The organism is Natronobiforma cellulositropha (assembly GCF_025629245.1).
Lineage (GTDB): Archaea > Halobacteriota > Halobacteria > Halobacteriales > Natrialbaceae > Natronobiforma > Natronobiforma cellulositropha.
Map to the genome: position 1 here is coordinate 13,476 of NZ_JANZXN010000028.1, position 18,514 is coordinate 31,989.

Below are 18,514 nucleotides of genomic sequence, written 5' to 3' on the forward strand. Positions count from 1 at the left end.
GCTGAGAGTCGCGTAGAAATGGTTATTGGCCGAATGGTTGCCAAAGCAGGGGGAATGGCGAGACGAGGGTTCCTCGCCGGTGCGAGCCGACGGTTGCGTGCGTCGAACGGATCTGAGAGACGGCGGTCGTCTGCCAGGCGGTCTCCACGTGGGGGTCCGCGACCGGCGGTCAGACTCGCTGCGATCGTGTTCTCGGTCCTCATGGTCGGCTCTGTCTGGTTTCCGTTCGTCGTCGTGGGGATGCCCGGGTCGGCGGTGAGCGCCCCCTCGAGCGACTTCAGTTCGACCGAGTCCATCTCGAGTGACGGGTCACCTGCCCTCGATGCGTTGTGGGAGGTACCGATCAGCGGGGAGAACGACGGCGTCGGCCGCACGTCGCCGACGGTCGTCGACGGGACGGTCTACATCGGGAGCGCCAACGGTACCGTCTACGCCTTCGATGCCGACTCGGGCGCAGAGGAGTGGCGTGTCGACGTCAATCCGGGGTCGACGTGGGGAGTCGCCGACTCACCCTCGGTCGTCGACGGCACGGTCTTCGCCGCGAGCCAGGACGGCTACGTCGTCGCGCTCGAGGCGGAGACGGGTGCGGAGATCTGGCGACAGGACCTCAGTCCGAACCCGAACTACGGCGGGAACATTCGGGCGACGACCGTCGCCGACGGACTCGTCTTCGTCCACAACGGCGACAACGACCTCTACGCGCTCCACGCGGCGACTGGTTCGGTGAAGTGGGTCTACGACGATCGCCCGGACAACGACGGCACGCAGGCGGTCGCGCCGACGGTCCACGACGGCACCGTCTACGTCGCCTTGCGGGGGATGCTCGTCGCGATCGACGTCGAGACGGGCGACGTCGAGTGGGAGACCTTCCTGAGCAACCTCCTCTCCTCGTCGCCGACGGTCGTCGACGACACGCTCTACATCGGGAGCGGGGCGGGAGAACAACAGGATCCGGAACCCGGCGGCGATCCCACGATGATCTACAACGGGGCGATCCACGCGTTCGACGCATCTACCGGCGAGGAGCGGTGGGAGTTCGACACCGGCGTGGTCAGCGCGACGCCGACGGTCGCCGACGGCATCCTCTACGTGACCGGCAGGCAGGAGACCAACGGCACCTACGCGATGAACGCCGCCGACGGGTCGATCCTCTGGACCAACGAGGACGTCCGGGGTGTTTCCTCACCGACGATCGCCGACGGCGTCCTCTACGTCGGCAGCAGCGACGGCAACCTCTACGCGCTCGAGGCGGACACCGGCGCGGAACTCGACAGCGCCGAGACGATCGGCCAGGTTCGCTCCTCGCCGACGGTCGCAGACGGCGTCGTCTACGTCGCCGCCGACGCCGCACCGCTGAGCGACGACCGGAGTCACCTCTACGCGTTCGACACCGGCACGGCTGCCTCGAGCGAGGGCTCCCGTGTTCTCCTCGGGACCCACGGCCACCACGACGCGTGGGCTGACGAACACGGCGAGATTCCGGACCAGCCGATTACCGGCTGTGAAGTCATCGACCGGCCGGGCCCGTACGCACTCGCCGGTGACATCGTCGGGAACGAGACGTGTATCGAGATCGTCGCGCCGAATGTCCACTTCGACGGCATGGGCTACAACGTGACCGGCGTCGATCTCCAGTCGAATTCCTACGGGATTTACGTCCACGATCTCGCCGACGACGTGACCGTCACCAACGTGTCGGCCGACGGCTGGTTCCGCGGTATCCTCGCTGAAGACGTTACCGGCTTCACACTCGAAGACGTGACTGCAACCCTCAACGACAGGAACATCGAACTCGACGGGGTGACGGACGCCCAGATTCGGGACAGTGAGGCAACGAACAGTAGCTCGAACCATGGCATCTCGATTCAATGGTCGGACAACGTCACCGTCGTCGACACCGTTGCAGCGAACAATGATGCACGTGGGTTCTCTCTCAACTCGGTGACCAACTCGACGTTCGAGCGCATCTCCTCGCTCGACAATGCACAGGACGGTATGCGCGTCACCTCCACCAGCACGCACAACACGGTGGCAAACGCGACTATCCAGGGGAATTCGAACGGGTTCTGGTTCCGCTTCTCATCCGACAACAACACCATCGTGGATACGACAATTTCCCACAATACGTTACATCCTCTCATCGTTGACACGTCGAACAACACCTTCGTGGGGAACAACGTCAGCCACCAGGATGGCGGGAATTTCAACACCGCAATTCGGGTTCTAGACGATAATAACGAGTTCCGTGAGAACACGATCGTCGACAGCGGCGACCGTGCCTTCGAACTCACTCACTCGGCGACCGGAACCCTCCTCGTCGACAACGTCGTTCGCGAGACCGAGACCGCCTACCGAGAGGCGAACGCTGGCGAGAATCACGTCGAAACGCTCGACCTCGAGACGGCCGTCGTCTCGTTCGAAGGTCACGATGTCGACGTCGAACCGGGGGAGTTCAGCGGGGTCAACCCGCCGGATGGGCTCGATACACTCGGTACCTACGTCGACGTTGCGGACGCACGAGGCTCACCCTGGTTCGAGGGCTGGGTCAACCTCTCGGTGCACTACGAGCCGTCACCGACGCTCGAGGCGGACTCGCTCACGCTCTACCGCTACGACGGCGACTGGAACGAACTCGAGTCGACGGTCGACACCACGGCCAACACCGTCACCGCGAACCTGACCAGCCTCAGCGGAAACAGTCAGACCGTCGGCCTCTTCGGTGTCGAGACGGAACCGGATCCAATCGCCCTCACCGAGTGTACCACCATCGACGAGCCTGGCTACTACGAACTGCAGGGCGACCTCTCCGGTGACTCGACCTGTATCCAGGTCGACGTCGGTGGCGTCACCATCGACGGCAACGGCTACACCATCACCGGTGACGGCTCGAGCGACTCGCAGGGTATCGCTGTCGGGGAGGTCGGCATCTCGTGGTCACCACAGCTGGACCCGGCGAACGTTCACGTCCGGGACGTCACCCTCACGAACTGGGAGAACGGCTTCGGTGCACGCAACGTCGAAGACCTCACCGTCGACGGCGTCACCATCGAGGAGAGCACCAACGCTGGACTTCGCGTCAGGGACGGCGTCGGTGTCGAGATTAGCGACGTGACGGTGAGCAACAACGGGCAGGACGGCCTCTACCTCCACACCATCCACGACAGTACGATCGAGTACGTCACCGCCACTGGGAACGACCGCTCGGGAATCTTCTTCCATTCGAACAACGAGAACGTCACCATTGCCCACAACGTCGTCACCGACAACGGCCACGAGAGTTACAGCGCGGACGGCATCCGTATCCTCGGCGACGAGATGTACGTCGTCAACAACACGGCGACCGGGAACAACGGGGCCGGGATTGCCGACCCGCAATCGTCGGTGAACAACACGTACACGCACAACACCGTCGCGAACAACGTCAACGGGATCGCCATTCGTGAGTCTGGCGACGGCAACGTCATCGAGTACACGAACGCGACCGGCAACCAGCTCTCGGGCGTCTACCTCGACACCAGTACGTCGAACGTCACCGCCATCCACAACTACCTCGAGGGCAACCAGCACGGCCTCAGCGTCGTCAGCGCCAGCGACAACTGGATCGAGAACAACACCGCCGTCGCGAATACCCGGAACGGCTTCCGGGCGTTCAACGGTCAAGTGAACAATACTTTCGTCGATAACTGGGCGATCGACAACGAACGAGACGGCTTCTTCATCGACAGCAGCGCTCGAGAGATCGATCTCCTGAACAACTCCGCGATCGGTAACGAGCGCCACGGTATCAACGTCGCACGCTCGAGTAACGACGCGACGCTCGTCAACAACACCGTTCGCGACAGTGGCGAGACAGGCATCAGAATCACCGATTCCGACGGCGTCACGCTCTCGGGTGACACGGTTCTCGACAGCGGCGAGTGGGCCGTCACCGTCGGTGATTTCGCCGACGAAAACTGGCGACACGCGCTCGAGAACGTCACCGGAACCGACGTGACCGTCGGCACCGCGAGCACGGGCGAGACGACGCTCGACTTCGAGGCGACCGACGTCGCGTTCGGGCCGGCGGCCGGATCGGTCGCACCGCCCGAGAAGACTGCCGTGGGAACCCCACTCGAGGTCGCCGGCCATCCCGACGATGCCGCACTCGAGGTCACGTTCCACTACGACGCCAGCGACCTCCACTACCCGGACACACTCGACGTCTGGGCCCACGACGGTTCGAACTGGAACGAGGTCTCTGAAACCATCGACACGCACGCGGGCACGGCGACGGCGACGATCACCGAGAGCGGGACGTTCGGCCTCTACGAGGACGCCCCCGACGTCTCGTTCGATCTCAGCATCGACGGGACCAATTCGCCGGTGGCCGCGGGCGAGCCCCTCGAGGTCGAGGTCACCGTCGAGAACACCGGCAACGAAGAGGGAACACAGACGGTCGAACTCGAGGCGTTCGATGGCTCGGTCGTCGACTCACTCGAGGACCTGACGCTCGCCGCGGGAGCGACGCACACGGCGACGCTCACCTGGACGCCCGAGGCGAGTGACGTCGGCACCGGCGAGGTGACGGTTCGAAGCGACGACGACGTCGCCACGGCCTCGGTCTCGATCGCTCACGACGGGCCGGTGACGATCACCGAGAGCACGACCATCACGGTGCCAGGGACGTACCTGCTCGGTGCGGACCTCACCGACGACTCGACGGCCATCGTGATCGACTCGAGCGACGTGGTCTTCGACGGGCAGGGCCACACTATCCAGGGCCAGAACCTTGGCTCGAGTACGCAGTACGGTATTCACGTTGGTCCCGACGACACGGTCACGAACGTCACCGTGCGAAACGTGGATGTCGCCGACTGGGACGTCGGTGTCGCCTTCAGAAATGTCGAAGATAGCGTGCTGACGGACGTTCGCAGCGAGCGCAACAACGGCGGCTTCTACCTCAGGAGTGCGAACGACAACGAGATCTCGAACCTGACGGTTCGGGATAACGATTTCTCGGGGATCAACGTCGGCTGGGCAGGCGGCTTCAGTCACAACAACCAGTTCACGAACGTCACCGCGACCGGCACCAACGGCGACGGCATCCGGATGGGGTCGGGAAGCGGTAACGAGTTCGTCGGCGTCGACGCGTCGGCGAACCGTGTCGGCGTGCAGGCGTCGACCGGCAACAACAACTTCGCCGACGTCACCGCCGACGACAACAGCCAGTATGGAGTGAACCTCGAGAGTCGCCCCGTCGGGACGACGATCGACACCGTCTCGGTTTCCGGTAACGGTGTGCACGGCATCCGAATCGGTCAGAGCCGTGGAAACACGCTCACCAACGTGACGACGACGGACAACGATCGTACCGGGATCTACCTCGTCGGTGACCTTTCCGGCGGTACCGCTTCGACAAACAACGAACTCGAGTCGGTCTACGCGAGCGGCAACGGCGGCAGTGGGATCTCGCTGAGTAACGCCGACTACAACGAGCTTCGCGACGTTACGCTCGAGAACAATAGTGAGAGCGATCTGAACCTCCCCAGTCGCTCGAGCGGGAACGTCTTCTCGAACGTCACGATCACCGACGCCAGCCTGAACGCCGTCCACGTCGGTCCCGATCAAAACACCGGGAACACGTTCGACGGCGTCGAAATTGCCGACAGCCAGGGTGGGTTCGCCCTCCTCGGCGAGTCGACGACGGTGACGGACCTGACGGTCAGGGACGGCTCCGGAACGGCGCTCACGGTCTCGACCGGCCTGGCCAGCGGTGTGCAAGCCGGCGGCGCGGACAACGTCGTCACCGACGTCTCCGTTTCGAACCTCACCGGGACCGGCGTCCGCCTCGCCGGCGAGTCGACGAACAACACGGTCTCCGAGGTCACACTCGAGGGGACCACCACCGGCATCGTGGTGGGTGGCTCCGACAACACGGTCACGAACGCGACGGTCCTCGACAGCGAGACGGACGCCGAACTCGGTGACGGCGCGACCAACTGGCTCGAGTCGCTCACCCTCGGGAACACCACGGTCTCCGCGACCGGCAGCGACGTTCGCCTGAACGCCGCGGGCGAACCAGGGACGCTCCCCGGGGGTGTCGACGCGCTCGGCCACGTCGTCGAGATCACGAACACCAGCGACGTTGCAGAACTGGACCAGCTACGAGTCTCCTACGACGAGACCGACCTCGGCGAGATCGAAGAGACCTCGCTGCGCATCTGGCGCTACGACACCGACGGCGAGTGGCACGCGCCCGCGAACGACACCTTCGTCACGGGTCCCGACCTCGACGAGGGGTTCGTCGCCGCCTACGGCATCACCGAGTTCTCGACGTTCGGGGTCTTCGGTGAAACCGGCGTCGACGCACCCGACACCGGCACGCTCGAGGGCACCGTCACCGGCGACGGCTCGCCGCTCGAGGGTGCGCAGGTGCTCGCCTTCGACGACGACGGCTTCGGCGCACTCGCCGAAACCGCCAGTGCCGACTCGTCTGACGACGGTGGCATCGGTGCACTCTCGCAGTCGGCCGAGGTCGGTTCCTACGACCTCTCGTTACCGACCGGCACCTACACGCTGGTCGTCAGCGCCGAGGACTACCTCGAGACGACCGTCACCGACGTCGAGATCACCGCCGACGGAACGACCGTCGAGGACGTCGACCTAGAGCCGGTCCCCGACCCGGGGACGCTCTCGGGGACGCTGACCGACGACGAGACAAGCGACACCATCTACAGTGGAACGATCACCGCAACGAACGTCGACACCGGAGCGGTGACGTCCGGCTCGCCCAGTTACGGATCGTACGCGATCGAACTCGCGCCTGGAACCTACGACGTGTCCGTCTCTGCGATCGGCTACGAAGGGACCACCGTCGAGGGTGTCACGATCGAGGAAGACGAGACCACCACGCTCGACGTATCGCTCGTTCCGATCGAACACGCGATCTTCACCTACGACCCCGCGACGGCAGTCGTTGGCGAGCCGGTGACCTTCGACGCGAGCGCGTCGACGCCGCCCGCCGGTGAGTCGCTCACCTACTACTGGGATTTCACCAGCGACAAATCGTACGTCGACACGACTGATCCGGTGACGACGTACGTCTACGACGAACCCGGCGAGTACGAGGTCTTCCTCGCGATCGAGGACGATCAGTACGCCTTCGACACGACGACGCGGACGGTCACGGTCGTCGAGGCACCCGAGTCGAACGTCGTCGTCTACGGCGCGGACGTCGACCCCGAACCCCTCCCACTCGGTGACACCCTCTCCGTCAGCGCCAACCTGTACAACAGCGGGGAGATCGCGGGCAACGAGACGCTCGAGTTGCTCGTCGACGGCGAGGTCGTCGACACCACGACCGTCACCGTCGATCCCGGTCTCGCACAGGGGGCGGCCACGCTCGAGTGGAACTCCTCCGGCTTCGAGATGCCCGAGGGTGAACTCACCGCGTCGGTCTCCCTCTCGCTCAACGGCTTCGACCTCGGGACGCTCAACGTCCAGAACGCCTACACGGACGTGCGGGTGATCGCGGCGTCGGCTTCGGAGACCGAGCTGACCGAGGGCGAGCAGCTGCACGTGATCGGCAGCATCTACCAGGCGGGGACGACCGAAGGCCCACAGGAGATCGCGCTGAACGCGACGAACCTCGAGACGGGCAATACGACGACAATCGACAGCCAGGAGGTCACGCTCAGTCCGGGCTGGTACCACCTGGGTGCGCTCAACATTACCTTCGAACCCGAAGAGGCGGGGACGTACGAGCTCGACCTCGGTGACCGGTCGGCTGGCATCGTCGAGGTCGAGCCAGCCGAGTCGGACATCCAGGTCATCGCAGCCTCCACCTCGGAGGTAGAGATGATCGAAGGCGAGGAAGCGTACACCGTCGGCAGCATCTACCAGGCCGGCAACGTCGAGGGAACCGAGACGATCGACCTGACGGCGACGGACACCGAGACGAACGAGACTAACGTCATCGGCAGCCAGGAGGTCACGCTCTCGCCGGGCTTCTACCACCTGGGCGCGATCAACATCTCGTTCGATCTCGACCCAGGGACGTACGACCTCGAGTTGGGTGGCCGAAATGCCGGGACGATCGAGGTCGAGCCAGCCGAATCGGACATTCAGGTCATCGCGGCCTCGACCTCCGAAATCGAGATGATCGAAGGTGAGGAAGCCTACACCATCGGTAGCATCTACCAGGCCGGCAACGTCGAGGGAACCGAGACGATCGAACTGACGGCGACGGACACCGAGAACGAGACGACGGTCGTCGGCAGCCAGGAGGTAACGCTCTCACCGGGCTTCTACCACCTGGGCGCGATCAACATCTCGTTCGATCTCGACCCAGGGACGTACGACCTCGAGTTGGGTGGCCGAAATGCCGGGACGATCGACGTCGAGCCAGCCGAATCCGACATCCAGGTCATCGCGGCGTCGACCTCCGAAGTCGAGATGATCGAGGGTGAAGAAGCCTACACCATCGGTAGCATCTACCAGGCTGGCAACGTCGAGGGAACCGAGACGATCAACCTGACGGCGACGGACACCGAGAACGAGACGACGGTCGTCGGCAGCCAGGAGGTAACGCTCTCACCGGGCTTCTACCACCTGGGGGCGATCAACATCTCGTTCGAACTCGACCCCGGGACGTACGACCTCCAGCTCGGCGACCGTAACGCCGGCACGATCGAGGTCGAGCCAGCCGAATCCGACATTCAGGTCATCGCGGCGTCGACCTCCGAAGTCGAGATGATCGAAGGCGAGGAAGCCTACACGGTCGGCAGCATCTACCAGGCTGGCAACGTCGAGGGAACCGAGACGATCAACCTGACGGCGACACACGTCGAGTCGAACGAGTCCGTCGATCTCGGTAGTCAGGAGGTCACGCTCTCGCCGGGCTTCTACCACCTGGGCGCTCTGAACATCACCTTCCAGCCGGACGAGCCAGGAACATACGATCTCGAGTTAGGCGGGCGAAACGCCGGAACGATCGAGGTCGAGCCAGCAGTCTCTGACATCCAGGTCATCGCCGCCTCGCCGGACGGCTACAACCTCACCGTCGGTGAGGAGGTTCACGTCGTCGGCAGCATCTATCAGGCAGGAAATGTCGAAGGGACCGAGGAAATCGCCCTGAACGCGACCCACCGGGGAACGAACGAGACGACCACGGCTGGCACGCAGAACGTCACGCTCTCGCCGGGCGTCTACCACCTGGGCGCGCTCAACATCTCGTTCGAACCCGACGAAGCCGGGACGTACGATCTCGAGTTAGGCGGGCGAAACGCCGGCTCAGTCGAGGTCGAAGCGTCACTCTCCGACATCCAGGTCGTCGGTGCTTCGGTCGCCGACGTGGAACTGATCGAGGGTGAGCAGACCTACGTGGTCGGCAGCATCTACCAGGCCGGTGAGGAAGGCGGAACCGAGACGATCGAGTTAACGGCGACGCACAACGAGACCGGAAATACGACGACCATCGGCAGCCAGGACGTCACGCTCTCGCCGGGGTTCTACCACCTGGGGGCGATCAACATCACGTTCGAACCCGACGCACCCGGGACGTACGACCTCCAACTCGGCGACCGCGATGCGGGATGGGTCGAGGTCGAGGAAGCCGAATCGGACATCCAGGTAATCGCGGCGTCGACCTCAGAAGTCGAGAAGATCGAAGGCGAGGAGGCCTACACGGTCGGCAGTATCCATCAGAGCGGAAATATCGAGGGAACGGAAACCATCGAGCTGACGGCGACGAACACCGAGACCGGAAATACGACGACCCTCGGCAGCCAGGAGGTCACCCTCTCGCCAGGCTTCTACCACCTGGGGGCGATCAACATCTCGTTCGATCTCGACCCCGGGACGTACGACCTCGAGTTGGGTGACCGTAACGCCGGAACGATCGAGGTCGAGCCAGCCGAATCGGACATCCAGGTCATCGCGGCGTCGACCTCCGAAGTCGAGAAGGTCGAAGGCGAGGAGGCCTACACGGTCGGCAGTATCCATCAGAGCGGAAATATCGAGGGAACGGAAACCATCGAGCTGACGGCAACGAACACAGAGTCCGGAAATACGACGACCCTCGGCAGTCAGGAGGTCACCCTCTCGCCGGGCTTCTACCACCTGGGTGCGATCAACATCTCGTTCGAACTCGACCCCGGGACGTACGATCTCGAACTCGGCGACCGTAACGCCGGAACGATCGAGGTCGAGCCAGCCGAATCGGACATTCAGGTCATCGCGGCGTCGACCTCCAAAGTCGAGAAGATCGAAGGCGAGGAGGCCTACACGGTCGGCAGTATCCACCAGAGCGGAAATATCGAGGGAACGGAGACGATCGAACTGACGGCGACGAACACCGAGACGAACGAAACCGATGTCCTCGGCAGCCAGGAGGTGACGCTCTCGCCGGGCTTCTACCACCTGGGTGCGATCAACATCACGTTCGACCTCGAGCCCGGGACCTACGACCTCGAGTTGGGTGACCGAAACGCCGGAACGATCGAGGTGCTCGCCGCCGAGTCTGATATCCAGGTGATCGCGGCGTCGACCTCTGAGGTCGAGATTCCGCTGGGCAGCCACACCCACGTCATCGGGAGCATCTACCAGGCGGGAACCATCGACGACCCCGAGGAGATCTCGCTGAACGCGACCCACCTCGAGACGGGTGAGACGACGACCGTCGGCTCCCAGTCGATGACCCTCTCACCCGGCTGGTACCACCTGGGCGCGCTCAACATCACATTCGAGCCAGACCAGCTAGGCACCTACGAACTCACCCTCGGCGACCGCTCGGCCGGAACGGTCGACGTCGTCGAACCGGTCGTCGACCCCTCGATCGCGGACGTCGCGGGACACTCGAGCGGCTACGACCTCGAGTTAGAGACCGACGTGGTCTACGCGAGCGAGAACGCCACCGTCGCGATCGACGTCGAATCCGACCACGACCTCGAGTCGATCACGCTGGTGGTCTCCTCGCTCCAGACGACCTACGCGACGAGCGTCGAGGCGACCCACAACACCGGCGACCGCTGGTTCGTGGAGATCCCGATCGACCGCGACGCACCGGGGTCCATCCCGGACGACGGCGCGTACGAACTCTCCGTGATCGCCATCGACGAGTACGGCATCGCCGGCTTCGCAGCCGACGCCGACCCGCTCGTGATCGACCGCGAGGGGCCGGGTATGGCCGTCACGCTCACCGACGTCGACAACGAGGACGCGACGGTCGTCCTCGAGAGCGACGAACCGCTCGCCGGGACGCCCACCGTGACCGCCACAGTCGTCGAACCGGACGGGACGACCTCGTCTGCGGACGTGACGATGGGCGACGGCGACGGCACGAGCACGACCTTCACGGGCACGCTCGAGTTCGACGAATCGGGCAACTACACCGTCTCCGTGACCGGTACCGACCTGGCCGGAAACGAGGGCAGTGCGAACGCCTCGGTCGTCGTCAACACGGCGTTCACGCTCGCAGACGGAAAAATCGTGATCCCCGAGACCGGCACCTCGATCGACTTCGACCTGATCGAGGACGCAAACGAGGCGCTCACGACCCAGGAACTCTACCTGGCGCTCTCCGAGAACACCGTCAACGCGAACCTCGACGGCTCCGCCGTCGGCGTCGGCTTCCTGACCGCCGACCTCCACGACCTCCTCGACTACTACCTCGCGGAGGGCACGATCGAAGGAGCGACCATCTCGATGGCCATCGACGAGGACGCGCTCCCGACTGGTGCCAGTGCGAGCGACGTCACGCTCCACCACCACGACGGCGCGGGCGAGTGGAGTCCCGTCGACTCGAGCGTCACCTACGACGGCGGCGACCCGTTCGTCACGGCCACCGTCCACGGCTTCTCGACCTACGGTGCGCTCATCGTCGACGAGGAGTCGCCGACGGTCACGGCCGTCACCCCGACCGACGGCTCGACGCTCGCCGCAGACACCGACGAGGTGACCGTCAGCTTCGCCTACGAGGATCACCTGTCGGGGATCGACACCTCCTCGGTCGCGCTCACCCTCGACGGGGACGACGTGACCGGCTCGGCGAACACCTCGATCACCGCCTCGAGCGCCGAACACACGTTCGCACTCGAGCAGGGCGAGACCTACACCGTCACGCTCACCGTCGCCGACGAGGCTGGAAACCCGGCGACGGAGACGACGACCTTCAGCGTCGCGACGCCCTCCTCGGGTGGTGGACCGTCGCCGTCGCCCGGAACTGGGTCCGGGTCCGGGTCCGGATCCGACCCCGAACCCGAACCGGAACCCGAACCGGAGCCCTCGGCCGCGTTCGTCGGTACCGTCACCGACCAGGACGTCTTCGAGACCACAGACGGCACGCTCGTCACCGTCACCGTCGACCTCGAGAACGTCGGCGACGCCGACGGCGAACACACCGTGGCGCTGCTCGCAGACGGCGAGACGCTCGACAGCCGATCCGTCTCGCTCGCCGCCGGTGATACCTCGAGTATCGTCCTCGAGTACACCTTCACGGAGCCGGGCACCTACGCCCTCGCGCTCGAGGCGGCCGGTGTCGACCTCTCCGACGACCTCGAGGCGGTCGTCGTCGAACCGCCAGCCGAGGACGCGGACGATACGGACTCCGCGGCTGACGACGACGCGACTGACACGGACGACGCGGCCGGCGCAGACGACACCGAGAGCCTCCCCGGCTTCGGTCTCGTGCTCGCTGTCGTCGTCTTGCTGCTCGTCGCGCTGCTCGCCGGACGCACTCGCGACTGAGACCCGTCCACCGTCGTCTCGCACACGTCGGTAGGTTGATATTGCTGCTCAGTGAACTGGCAGCCAACCGCTATGAACCCGCTCTCTCGCCTCCGTGACGCGCTCGAAGACGGGTCGCTGCGCCTCGCGATCCTCGTCGGTCTCGCGACGGTTCCGGTGACGGTCGCCCTCTCGAGTGGTCTCGTCTCCGAGGATCCCCTCGTCGTCAGTTCCACGTTCTCCGGCACGCCGCTGTTTCTCGCGGGGCTGTACGTCGGCTACCGGTACAGCGGCCGGGGGACCGAGACCCACCGCGCTGGCAGCTGGTGTGGTCTCGCTGGCTCGCTCGCCATCCCCCTCGTCGTCGCCGCTTCCGTCGTCTCCGCCGCCACCACGGCCGGGACCCTCTCCTCGAGCACCCTCCTCGCTGCCGCCTTCACCGTGCTCACCGTCGGCTTCGGCGTGGGAGTCACCGTTCTCCTCACACTCGCCGGCGCACTCCTCGCCGACTGGGTGACCACGAGACACCGCGCGCGCCGAGGCAGCGACGAGAGACACCTCGAGCGCACACCCACGCGCTGGACCGTCTCGATCGCTGTCTACGCGCTCGTCACCCTGCCCGTCGTGGGCGCTGTGCTGTGGCTCGCCCCCGACGGCAGCGCCGGCTTCGCCGTCGCGGTCCTCGGCCTGCTCGGTCTGTACGCGCTCACCGCCGTCACCTTCGTCGGACTCTTCATCGACGCGACCGAACCGCGGGCGACGGACGCCTGGACACCCACCGTCCCGATCTACGTCGGCTTCCCGGTCGCCGTCTCCGCCCTCGTCTACGTTGGGGCTGCCACCCGAAACTCAGTGAACCCCGCCGGTGACGCCGTCTACGGCTTCTTCGTGGCGCTCTGGTTCGTCTCCGTCGTCTACCTGCTGCGAAAGTACAGCCACGGCGAACCGATCGTCTCGGCGCACTCGAGCGCGTAGACACTCGAGACACCCTCGCTCTCGAAGACTGGCCGTCTCCGGTCTCGCCTCCTGCAGTCGCTAGCCAGCTATTCGACGCTCGCCGTCGTTTCTCGACCCGATGCGACTGCTCGAGGGTGAGGACACCACCCGGATGGACGCGCTGAGCGACGGCCTGTTCGCCATCGTGCTCACTCTGCTGGTGTTACAGTTCGAGATTCCGGACGTCGACCCCGGAGCGCTACCGGGGGCGCTGACGGCACAGTGGCCGCTGCTGTTCAGCTACCTGCTCAGCTTCGCCGTCGTCGGTCTCTACTGGATCATCCACCACAACCTGTTTCAGAACATCGTCCGCCACGACCGCGTCCTCCTCTACCTCAACCTCCTGTTCTTACTCACCGTCTCCTTCCTCCCGTTTCCGACGGAACTGCTCGGCACGTACGGGACGCACTTCACCTGGACGCTGTACGCGATCAACTTCGCGTTCGTCGGCGGCTCGCTCACGCTCGTCTGGTGTTACGCCGTCGCTCGAGACTTCACCGCCGAGTCGATCGACCGTCGCCTCGGCTGGCTGATCGCCGTTCGCGGGCTGATCTCACCGGTGGTCTTTCTGTTCTCGATCGGCGTCGCCGCCATCAGTCTCGAGGCTGCCTTCTTCACGCCGATCCTCATCGTTCCACTCCAGGCGCTCTGGGTCCGCTACTACCCCGGGGGAACTCGATCGTGAGCGGTGCGACGGACGCGGCCGTCAGTTCGTCGTGACGACCTCGATCACGTCGCGTGGCTCGACCTCGTAGTCCTTGCCGAGCTGGCGTTTGGTGCGACAGTCGAGCGCGTAGAGGAAGCCGTCGCCGATGTCGGTGTGGAGGCTGTAGGCGAAGTCCTCCGCGGTCGAGTCGGACGGGATCAGATAACAGTCGGGGAGCACCTCGCCGCGTTCGTTGCCGAGGCCGTTCGCCCCGCCGGGGAACACCGGAACGACGCCGAGGACGTCGAACAGGGCGCTCTCGAGTGCCGCCTGGACGCCCGTCGCGCCGTAGGCGTCGAGAAACTCGCGGATCTGCTCGAGTCCCTCCTCTTGTTGGGGTGAGACCTCGCCGAGGATCTCGAAGCCGTCGTCGCCGGGGCGGTACTCGAGGACGCCCGCCTCCGCGGCGGACTTCAGCGCCTTCTCGGCGTGGGCGCTCGCGGGGACGATGGTGAGGTGTTCGTAGTCGGGGTCGGCCGTGATCTCCTCGTAGTTCGCCTGCGCTTCGGGGGTGTCCATCTTGTTCGCGGCGATGACCATGGGCTTGGTCGCCATCCGAATCTCGCGGGCGAGTGCGAGCCTGTCGTCGGCGTCCCATGCGGCGGGGTCGAAGCCGAGGTCGAGCCGCCGGATCAGGAGTTTGATCTGGTCTTCGTTCGTCTTGAACGCGCTCATCTGGGTCGCGAGTTCCTCCTCGATGGCGTCCTCCTCGGTGGTGTAGCCCGACTCGTAGCGGGTGATGCCCTTCTCTAAGATGCCGAGATACCACTGGTCGAGTTCCTCCTCCAGGAAGGCGATGTCCTCGCGGGGGTCGTGGCCCTCGGTGGCTTCGCCCTCGATATCCGTCTGGCCCGAGAAGTCGACGACGTGGACGAGGACGTCGGTCTCGTTCAGGTCACTCAGAAACTGGTTGCCGAGACCCTTGCCCTCGTGTGCGCCGGGGATGAGTCCGGCGACGTCGACGAGTTTCGTCGGGACGAACCGGGTTCCACAGTCACAGTAGCCGGTGTTGGGCGTACACGTCTCGTCGAACTCGGGCGCTGCACACTCGACGCGGACGTAGGCCTCGCCGACGCTCGGGTCGATGGTCGTGAAGGGATAGGCTCCCTCGGGCACGTCGTTCATCGTCGCCGCGTTGAAGAAGGAGGACTTGCCGACGGAGGGTTTGCCGACGAGTCCGATCCGGTAACTGCCGCTCATGAACATTTCTGGTGAAGTGACCGTAAACGGCTTGTGTTCTGCGCTGACGGTGGTATGCACACGCCTGCCACTGCAACAGTCGGTGTCACACCGACCGCGGTCGCTCGCACGTCGTTCAGCTACTGCTCGACTCCCGAGAGCTTCTCCGGAGAGCGCTCCAGCACCGCTCGAACCTGCTCGACGCGTTGCTCGAGGTCGCCACGAACCTCGGTGAACGGGATATTGTGCCGGGTGAGAAACGCTCGGTGTTGGCGCTGAGACGCGTCCGGTTCGTGGGACCGGAGCGCCCGTCTTCTCGCTCGAACGGGATATCGTCGCCACAGAGGACGACGTGGTCGAACCGTCTGCCGGTCTCACAGGCGTAGCTGTAGAGAGCATCGGGTGCGTCGTCGTGGTAGTACCGACACCACGCGTAGGTAGTGATCGCGTTCGTGTCGACGAAGAAGTACCCGTTCGCCTCGTGGGCGTGTCGATACTCCCGCCGTCGGTGTTCCTCGAGCAGTTCGACCAGCTGTGCCGGCGTGAGACGGCCGTCGATGTTGTGTTCGGCCCAGTACGTCCGTCCGTACTCGGGACACCACGTGGTGCCGTACTCGGCCGCGAGACGGCGAGCGAGCGTCGTCTTTCCCGTCGAGGGTCCGCCGACGAGCGCGACTGACGTGAGCAGGTCGCGGTAGACGAGGGGGTCGACGTACTCGCGGTGGCGGTACGGATCCGCCCGGATGGCCGACGCCGAAATCGGCACGGTCGCTCGCGGCTGGTCGACGCGGACGTCGACCGCTCCGAGGGCTTCGCTCATGTGTTCGCCGTACGCTTCGCTCGAGAAGAAGTGCGTCACCGCCCGGCCGCCGAGACGCTCACGGACGAACTCCTCGTGTCGCCGTTTCAGTGCTGTCGTGTACCCGACCTCCCGCGGACCGGTCCACGCGATGTGGACCTCGACGGTGGGATAGAGTCGTTCGATCCACGCTGCTCGCGTCGTCGCCGGAATCGCGACGACCGCCGGCTCGTCGTAGAGGAGGACGATCAGATCGTCCACCGTCTCGAGTGCCGTCTCGATGACGTACTGGTGTCCGGCGTGGAGCGGGGCGAACTTCCCGAGGAAGAGTCCGGTCGTCATGGAACTCACCGGGCCGGTGGCGGTGTCGGCTGTGCGTCTGCCAGTCGCCGCCAGTTGTAGAGACCGTAGACGGAGTTGACCAGGTAGGCGGTCCACATGACCACCATCGCCAGGCCGACGCCGTCGGCGAGGTAGATCGCACTCCACATGTAGATCGAGAGGAGGTTGACCGTGATCCAGAACACCCACTGCTCGGTCGCCCGAACGACCAGCAGCGCCATCGCGACGACCGAGAGGACCGTACTCGCCGAGTCGAACAGCGGGAGCGTTCCCCCGAGTACATCCAACACGAGCGCGTAGCCACCGATCACCGCGACGGCACCCGTTACGACCAGTGCCCGCTGGTTCCAGGTGAGCGACCGGACCCTGACCGTATCGACGGTATCGGCGAGCGGCGTGGCGCTCCAGAGGTAGAGCCCGACCAGTTGGATCGGCACGTAGTAGCCCACGTTGAGCATCACTTCGCCGTGAACTACCCCACCCTACCGCTCGGGCTGACGCCCTCGCGCTTGAGGGTGGGGCTTCCTGTTTCAACGACGCGCTTTGCAGATACGGGTGTATCCGCAGGGAGCGCAGTCTCCACAGGCGTTGACGAGAGCGGCGCTCTCGTTCGCACATCAGAATCGCCGTGCGATTCTGAGGACGTTGATTCGGAGCGTCCCGCTCCTAACCGCTTCTTGATGCCGCGAGAAAGAATGTTCCACGCCGCATTCGCGTCTCTATCTGCCTCGAAACCGCACGCCGGGCAAGAGTGTTCGCGTACCCACAGCGGCTTATCCGTCGAGACGCCGCATGCCGCACACTCTTTCGTCGTGCCACGCGGATTTACGGCGACGAAGTGCGTTCCTTCGCGTTCGCACTTGTACTCAAGCATCCGCAGGAACCTCCCCCACGCCGCATCCGCCCGGTTCCGCGAGTTGCCCGGGAGTTCGACCAGTCCCTTCGCGTCCAAGTCCTCGACGGCCACGAGGTCGTATTCGCGGGCGTAGTAGTTCGAGAGTTTGTGCAAGAAGTCTCGCCGCTTGCGCTTCAGGTCGGCGTGACGTTCGGCCACGACGCGGCGCTGTTTCTTCCAATTCGAGGAACTGTGTTCCTTCCGCGAGAGGTCGCGTTGGGCGCGTTCCAACCGCTCGCGTTCGTCGGACAGGTCGAGGGATTCGACGGCAGTTCCGTCCGTGTCGTGTGCGTACTTGAGAATCCCTACGTCGATACCGACGCACTTCTCGGGATTCTCGGGTTTCTCCGGCGGGTCGTCGGGAGTCTCGACCCCGACGATGGCGTACCACTTCCCGGTGGGCTCCTGCTTGACCGTGACGGTCTTGATTTCGGCGTCATCGGGAAGGTGACGGTGGAAAGTGATCGGGATTTCTCCGAGTTTCGAGAGCCACAATCGCGTCCGACCACTCGTGTTCTTGAGCTCGAAGCCAGATTGACTGTAGGTGAAACTGCGGTACTCGCCCGGTGCCTTCCACTTGAGGGTGCCGACGCGGTAGCCGTTTTCTTTGCGACCGCGAAGTGTGAAGAGGTTGTCGTACAACCGCTGAACGACTTTCTGAAGCACCTTCGAGTGAACGCTCTTCAGGTCGCCCCACCACTTCTTGAGGCTCGGCAAGAGTTTCTGTTCGCTGTATGCCGAGGTCTGGTCGGTTCGGTTGAGACGGTGGAGGAAGTGGTTGTAGACTTGTCATCCGTTCTAGTTTAGCGCAGCGACACATCCAGAGACCCCGAGCTAGAATCGTCAGTAACTAGGAATGTGAGAATCCGGTGGAGAGTGTGTACAACCCACCGGA

At 64.5% G+C, this 18,514-nt stretch carries 6 protein-coding genes and 1 pseudogene; 3 read left to right on the forward strand and 4 right to left on the reverse strand.

Features of this window, described 5'->3' with window-relative positions; genetic code table 11:
• The first annotated feature begins 201 nt into the window (after window positions 1-201).
• The 3 genes from N0B15_RS12375 to N0B15_RS12385 all read left to right on the forward strand — a co-directional run bounded on the left by N0B15_RS12375 (window position 202) and on the right by N0B15_RS12385 (window position 14,383).
• Entirely contained in the window at window positions 202-12,723 is a 12,522-nt protein-coding gene (locus N0B15_RS12375; protein ID WP_263020018.1) for a right-handed parallel beta-helix repeat-containing protein, read from the forward strand.
• Window positions 12,724-12,795: 72 nt separating this feature from the next.
• Window positions 12,796-13,677, forward strand: coding sequence for a DUF5518 domain-containing protein (locus N0B15_RS12380; protein WP_263020019.1), 882 nt, complete (start codon window positions 12,796-12,798; stop codon window positions 13,675-13,677).
• 100 nt (window positions 13,678-13,777) lie between these two features.
• Window positions 13,778-14,383, forward strand: coding sequence for a TMEM175 family protein (locus N0B15_RS12385; protein WP_263020020.1), 606 nt, complete (start codon window positions 13,778-13,780; stop codon window positions 14,381-14,383).
• A 21-nt stretch (window positions 14,384-14,404) separates the two neighbouring features.
• Here the strand turns inward: N0B15_RS12385 and N0B15_RS12390 are convergent, their stop codons facing one another.
• From N0B15_RS12390 to N0B15_RS12405, 4 genes and pseudogenes are all read right to left on the reverse strand, one after another.
• Window positions 14,405-15,604: a redox-regulated ATPase YchF gene (locus N0B15_RS12390; RefSeq protein WP_263020021.1), complete on the reverse strand. Its 1,200-nt coding sequence runs from the start codon at window positions 15,602-15,604 to the stop codon at window positions 14,405-14,407.
• Window positions 15,605-15,719: 115 nt separating this feature from the next.
• Window positions 15,720-16,724 carry an AAA family ATPase gene (locus N0B15_RS12395; protein ID WP_263020022.1) on the reverse strand — a complete coding sequence of 335 codons (1,005 nt, stop codon included), beginning with the start codon at window positions 16,722-16,724 and terminating at the stop codon, window positions 15,720-15,722.
• Between the two features lie 5 nt (window positions 16,725-16,729).
• On the reverse strand, window positions 16,730-17,182 hold the full coding sequence (pnuC, locus tag N0B15_RS12400; protein ID WP_263020023.1) for a nicotinamide riboside transporter PnuC: 453 nt from the start codon (window positions 17,180-17,182) through the stop codon (window positions 16,730-16,732).
• A 14-nt stretch (window positions 17,183-17,196) separates the two neighbouring features.
• A pseudogene (locus N0B15_RS12405) lies at window positions 17,197-18,408 on the reverse strand (RNA-guided endonuclease InsQ/TnpB family protein); the annotation flags it as partial.
• Window positions 18,409-18,514: the final 106 nt, after the last annotated feature.

Excerpts from the sequence above, each read along its gene's own strand:
- N0B15_RS12390 (WP_263020021.1), bottom strand. The coding sequence starts at position 15,604 with ATGAGCGGCAGTTACCGGATCGGACTCGTCGGCAAACCCTCCGTCGGC.
- N0B15_RS12375 (WP_263020018.1), top strand. The coding sequence starts at position 202 with ATGGTCGGCTCTGTCTGGTTTCCGTTCGTCGTCGTGGGGATGCCCGGG.
- N0B15_RS12395 (WP_263020022.1), bottom strand. The coding sequence starts at position 16,724 with ATGACGACCGGACTCTTCCTCGGGAAGTTCGCCCCGCTCCACGCCGGA.
- N0B15_RS12380 (WP_263020019.1), top strand. The coding sequence starts at position 12,796 with ATGAACCCGCTCTCTCGCCTCCGTGACGCGCTCGAAGACGGGTCGCTG.
- pnuC (WP_263020023.1), bottom strand. The coding sequence starts at position 17,182 with ATGCTCAACGTGGGCTACTACGTGCCGATCCAACTGGTCGGGCTCTAC.
- N0B15_RS12385 (WP_263020020.1), top strand. The coding sequence starts at position 13,778 with ATGCGACTGCTCGAGGGTGAGGACACCACCCGGATGGACGCGCTGAGC.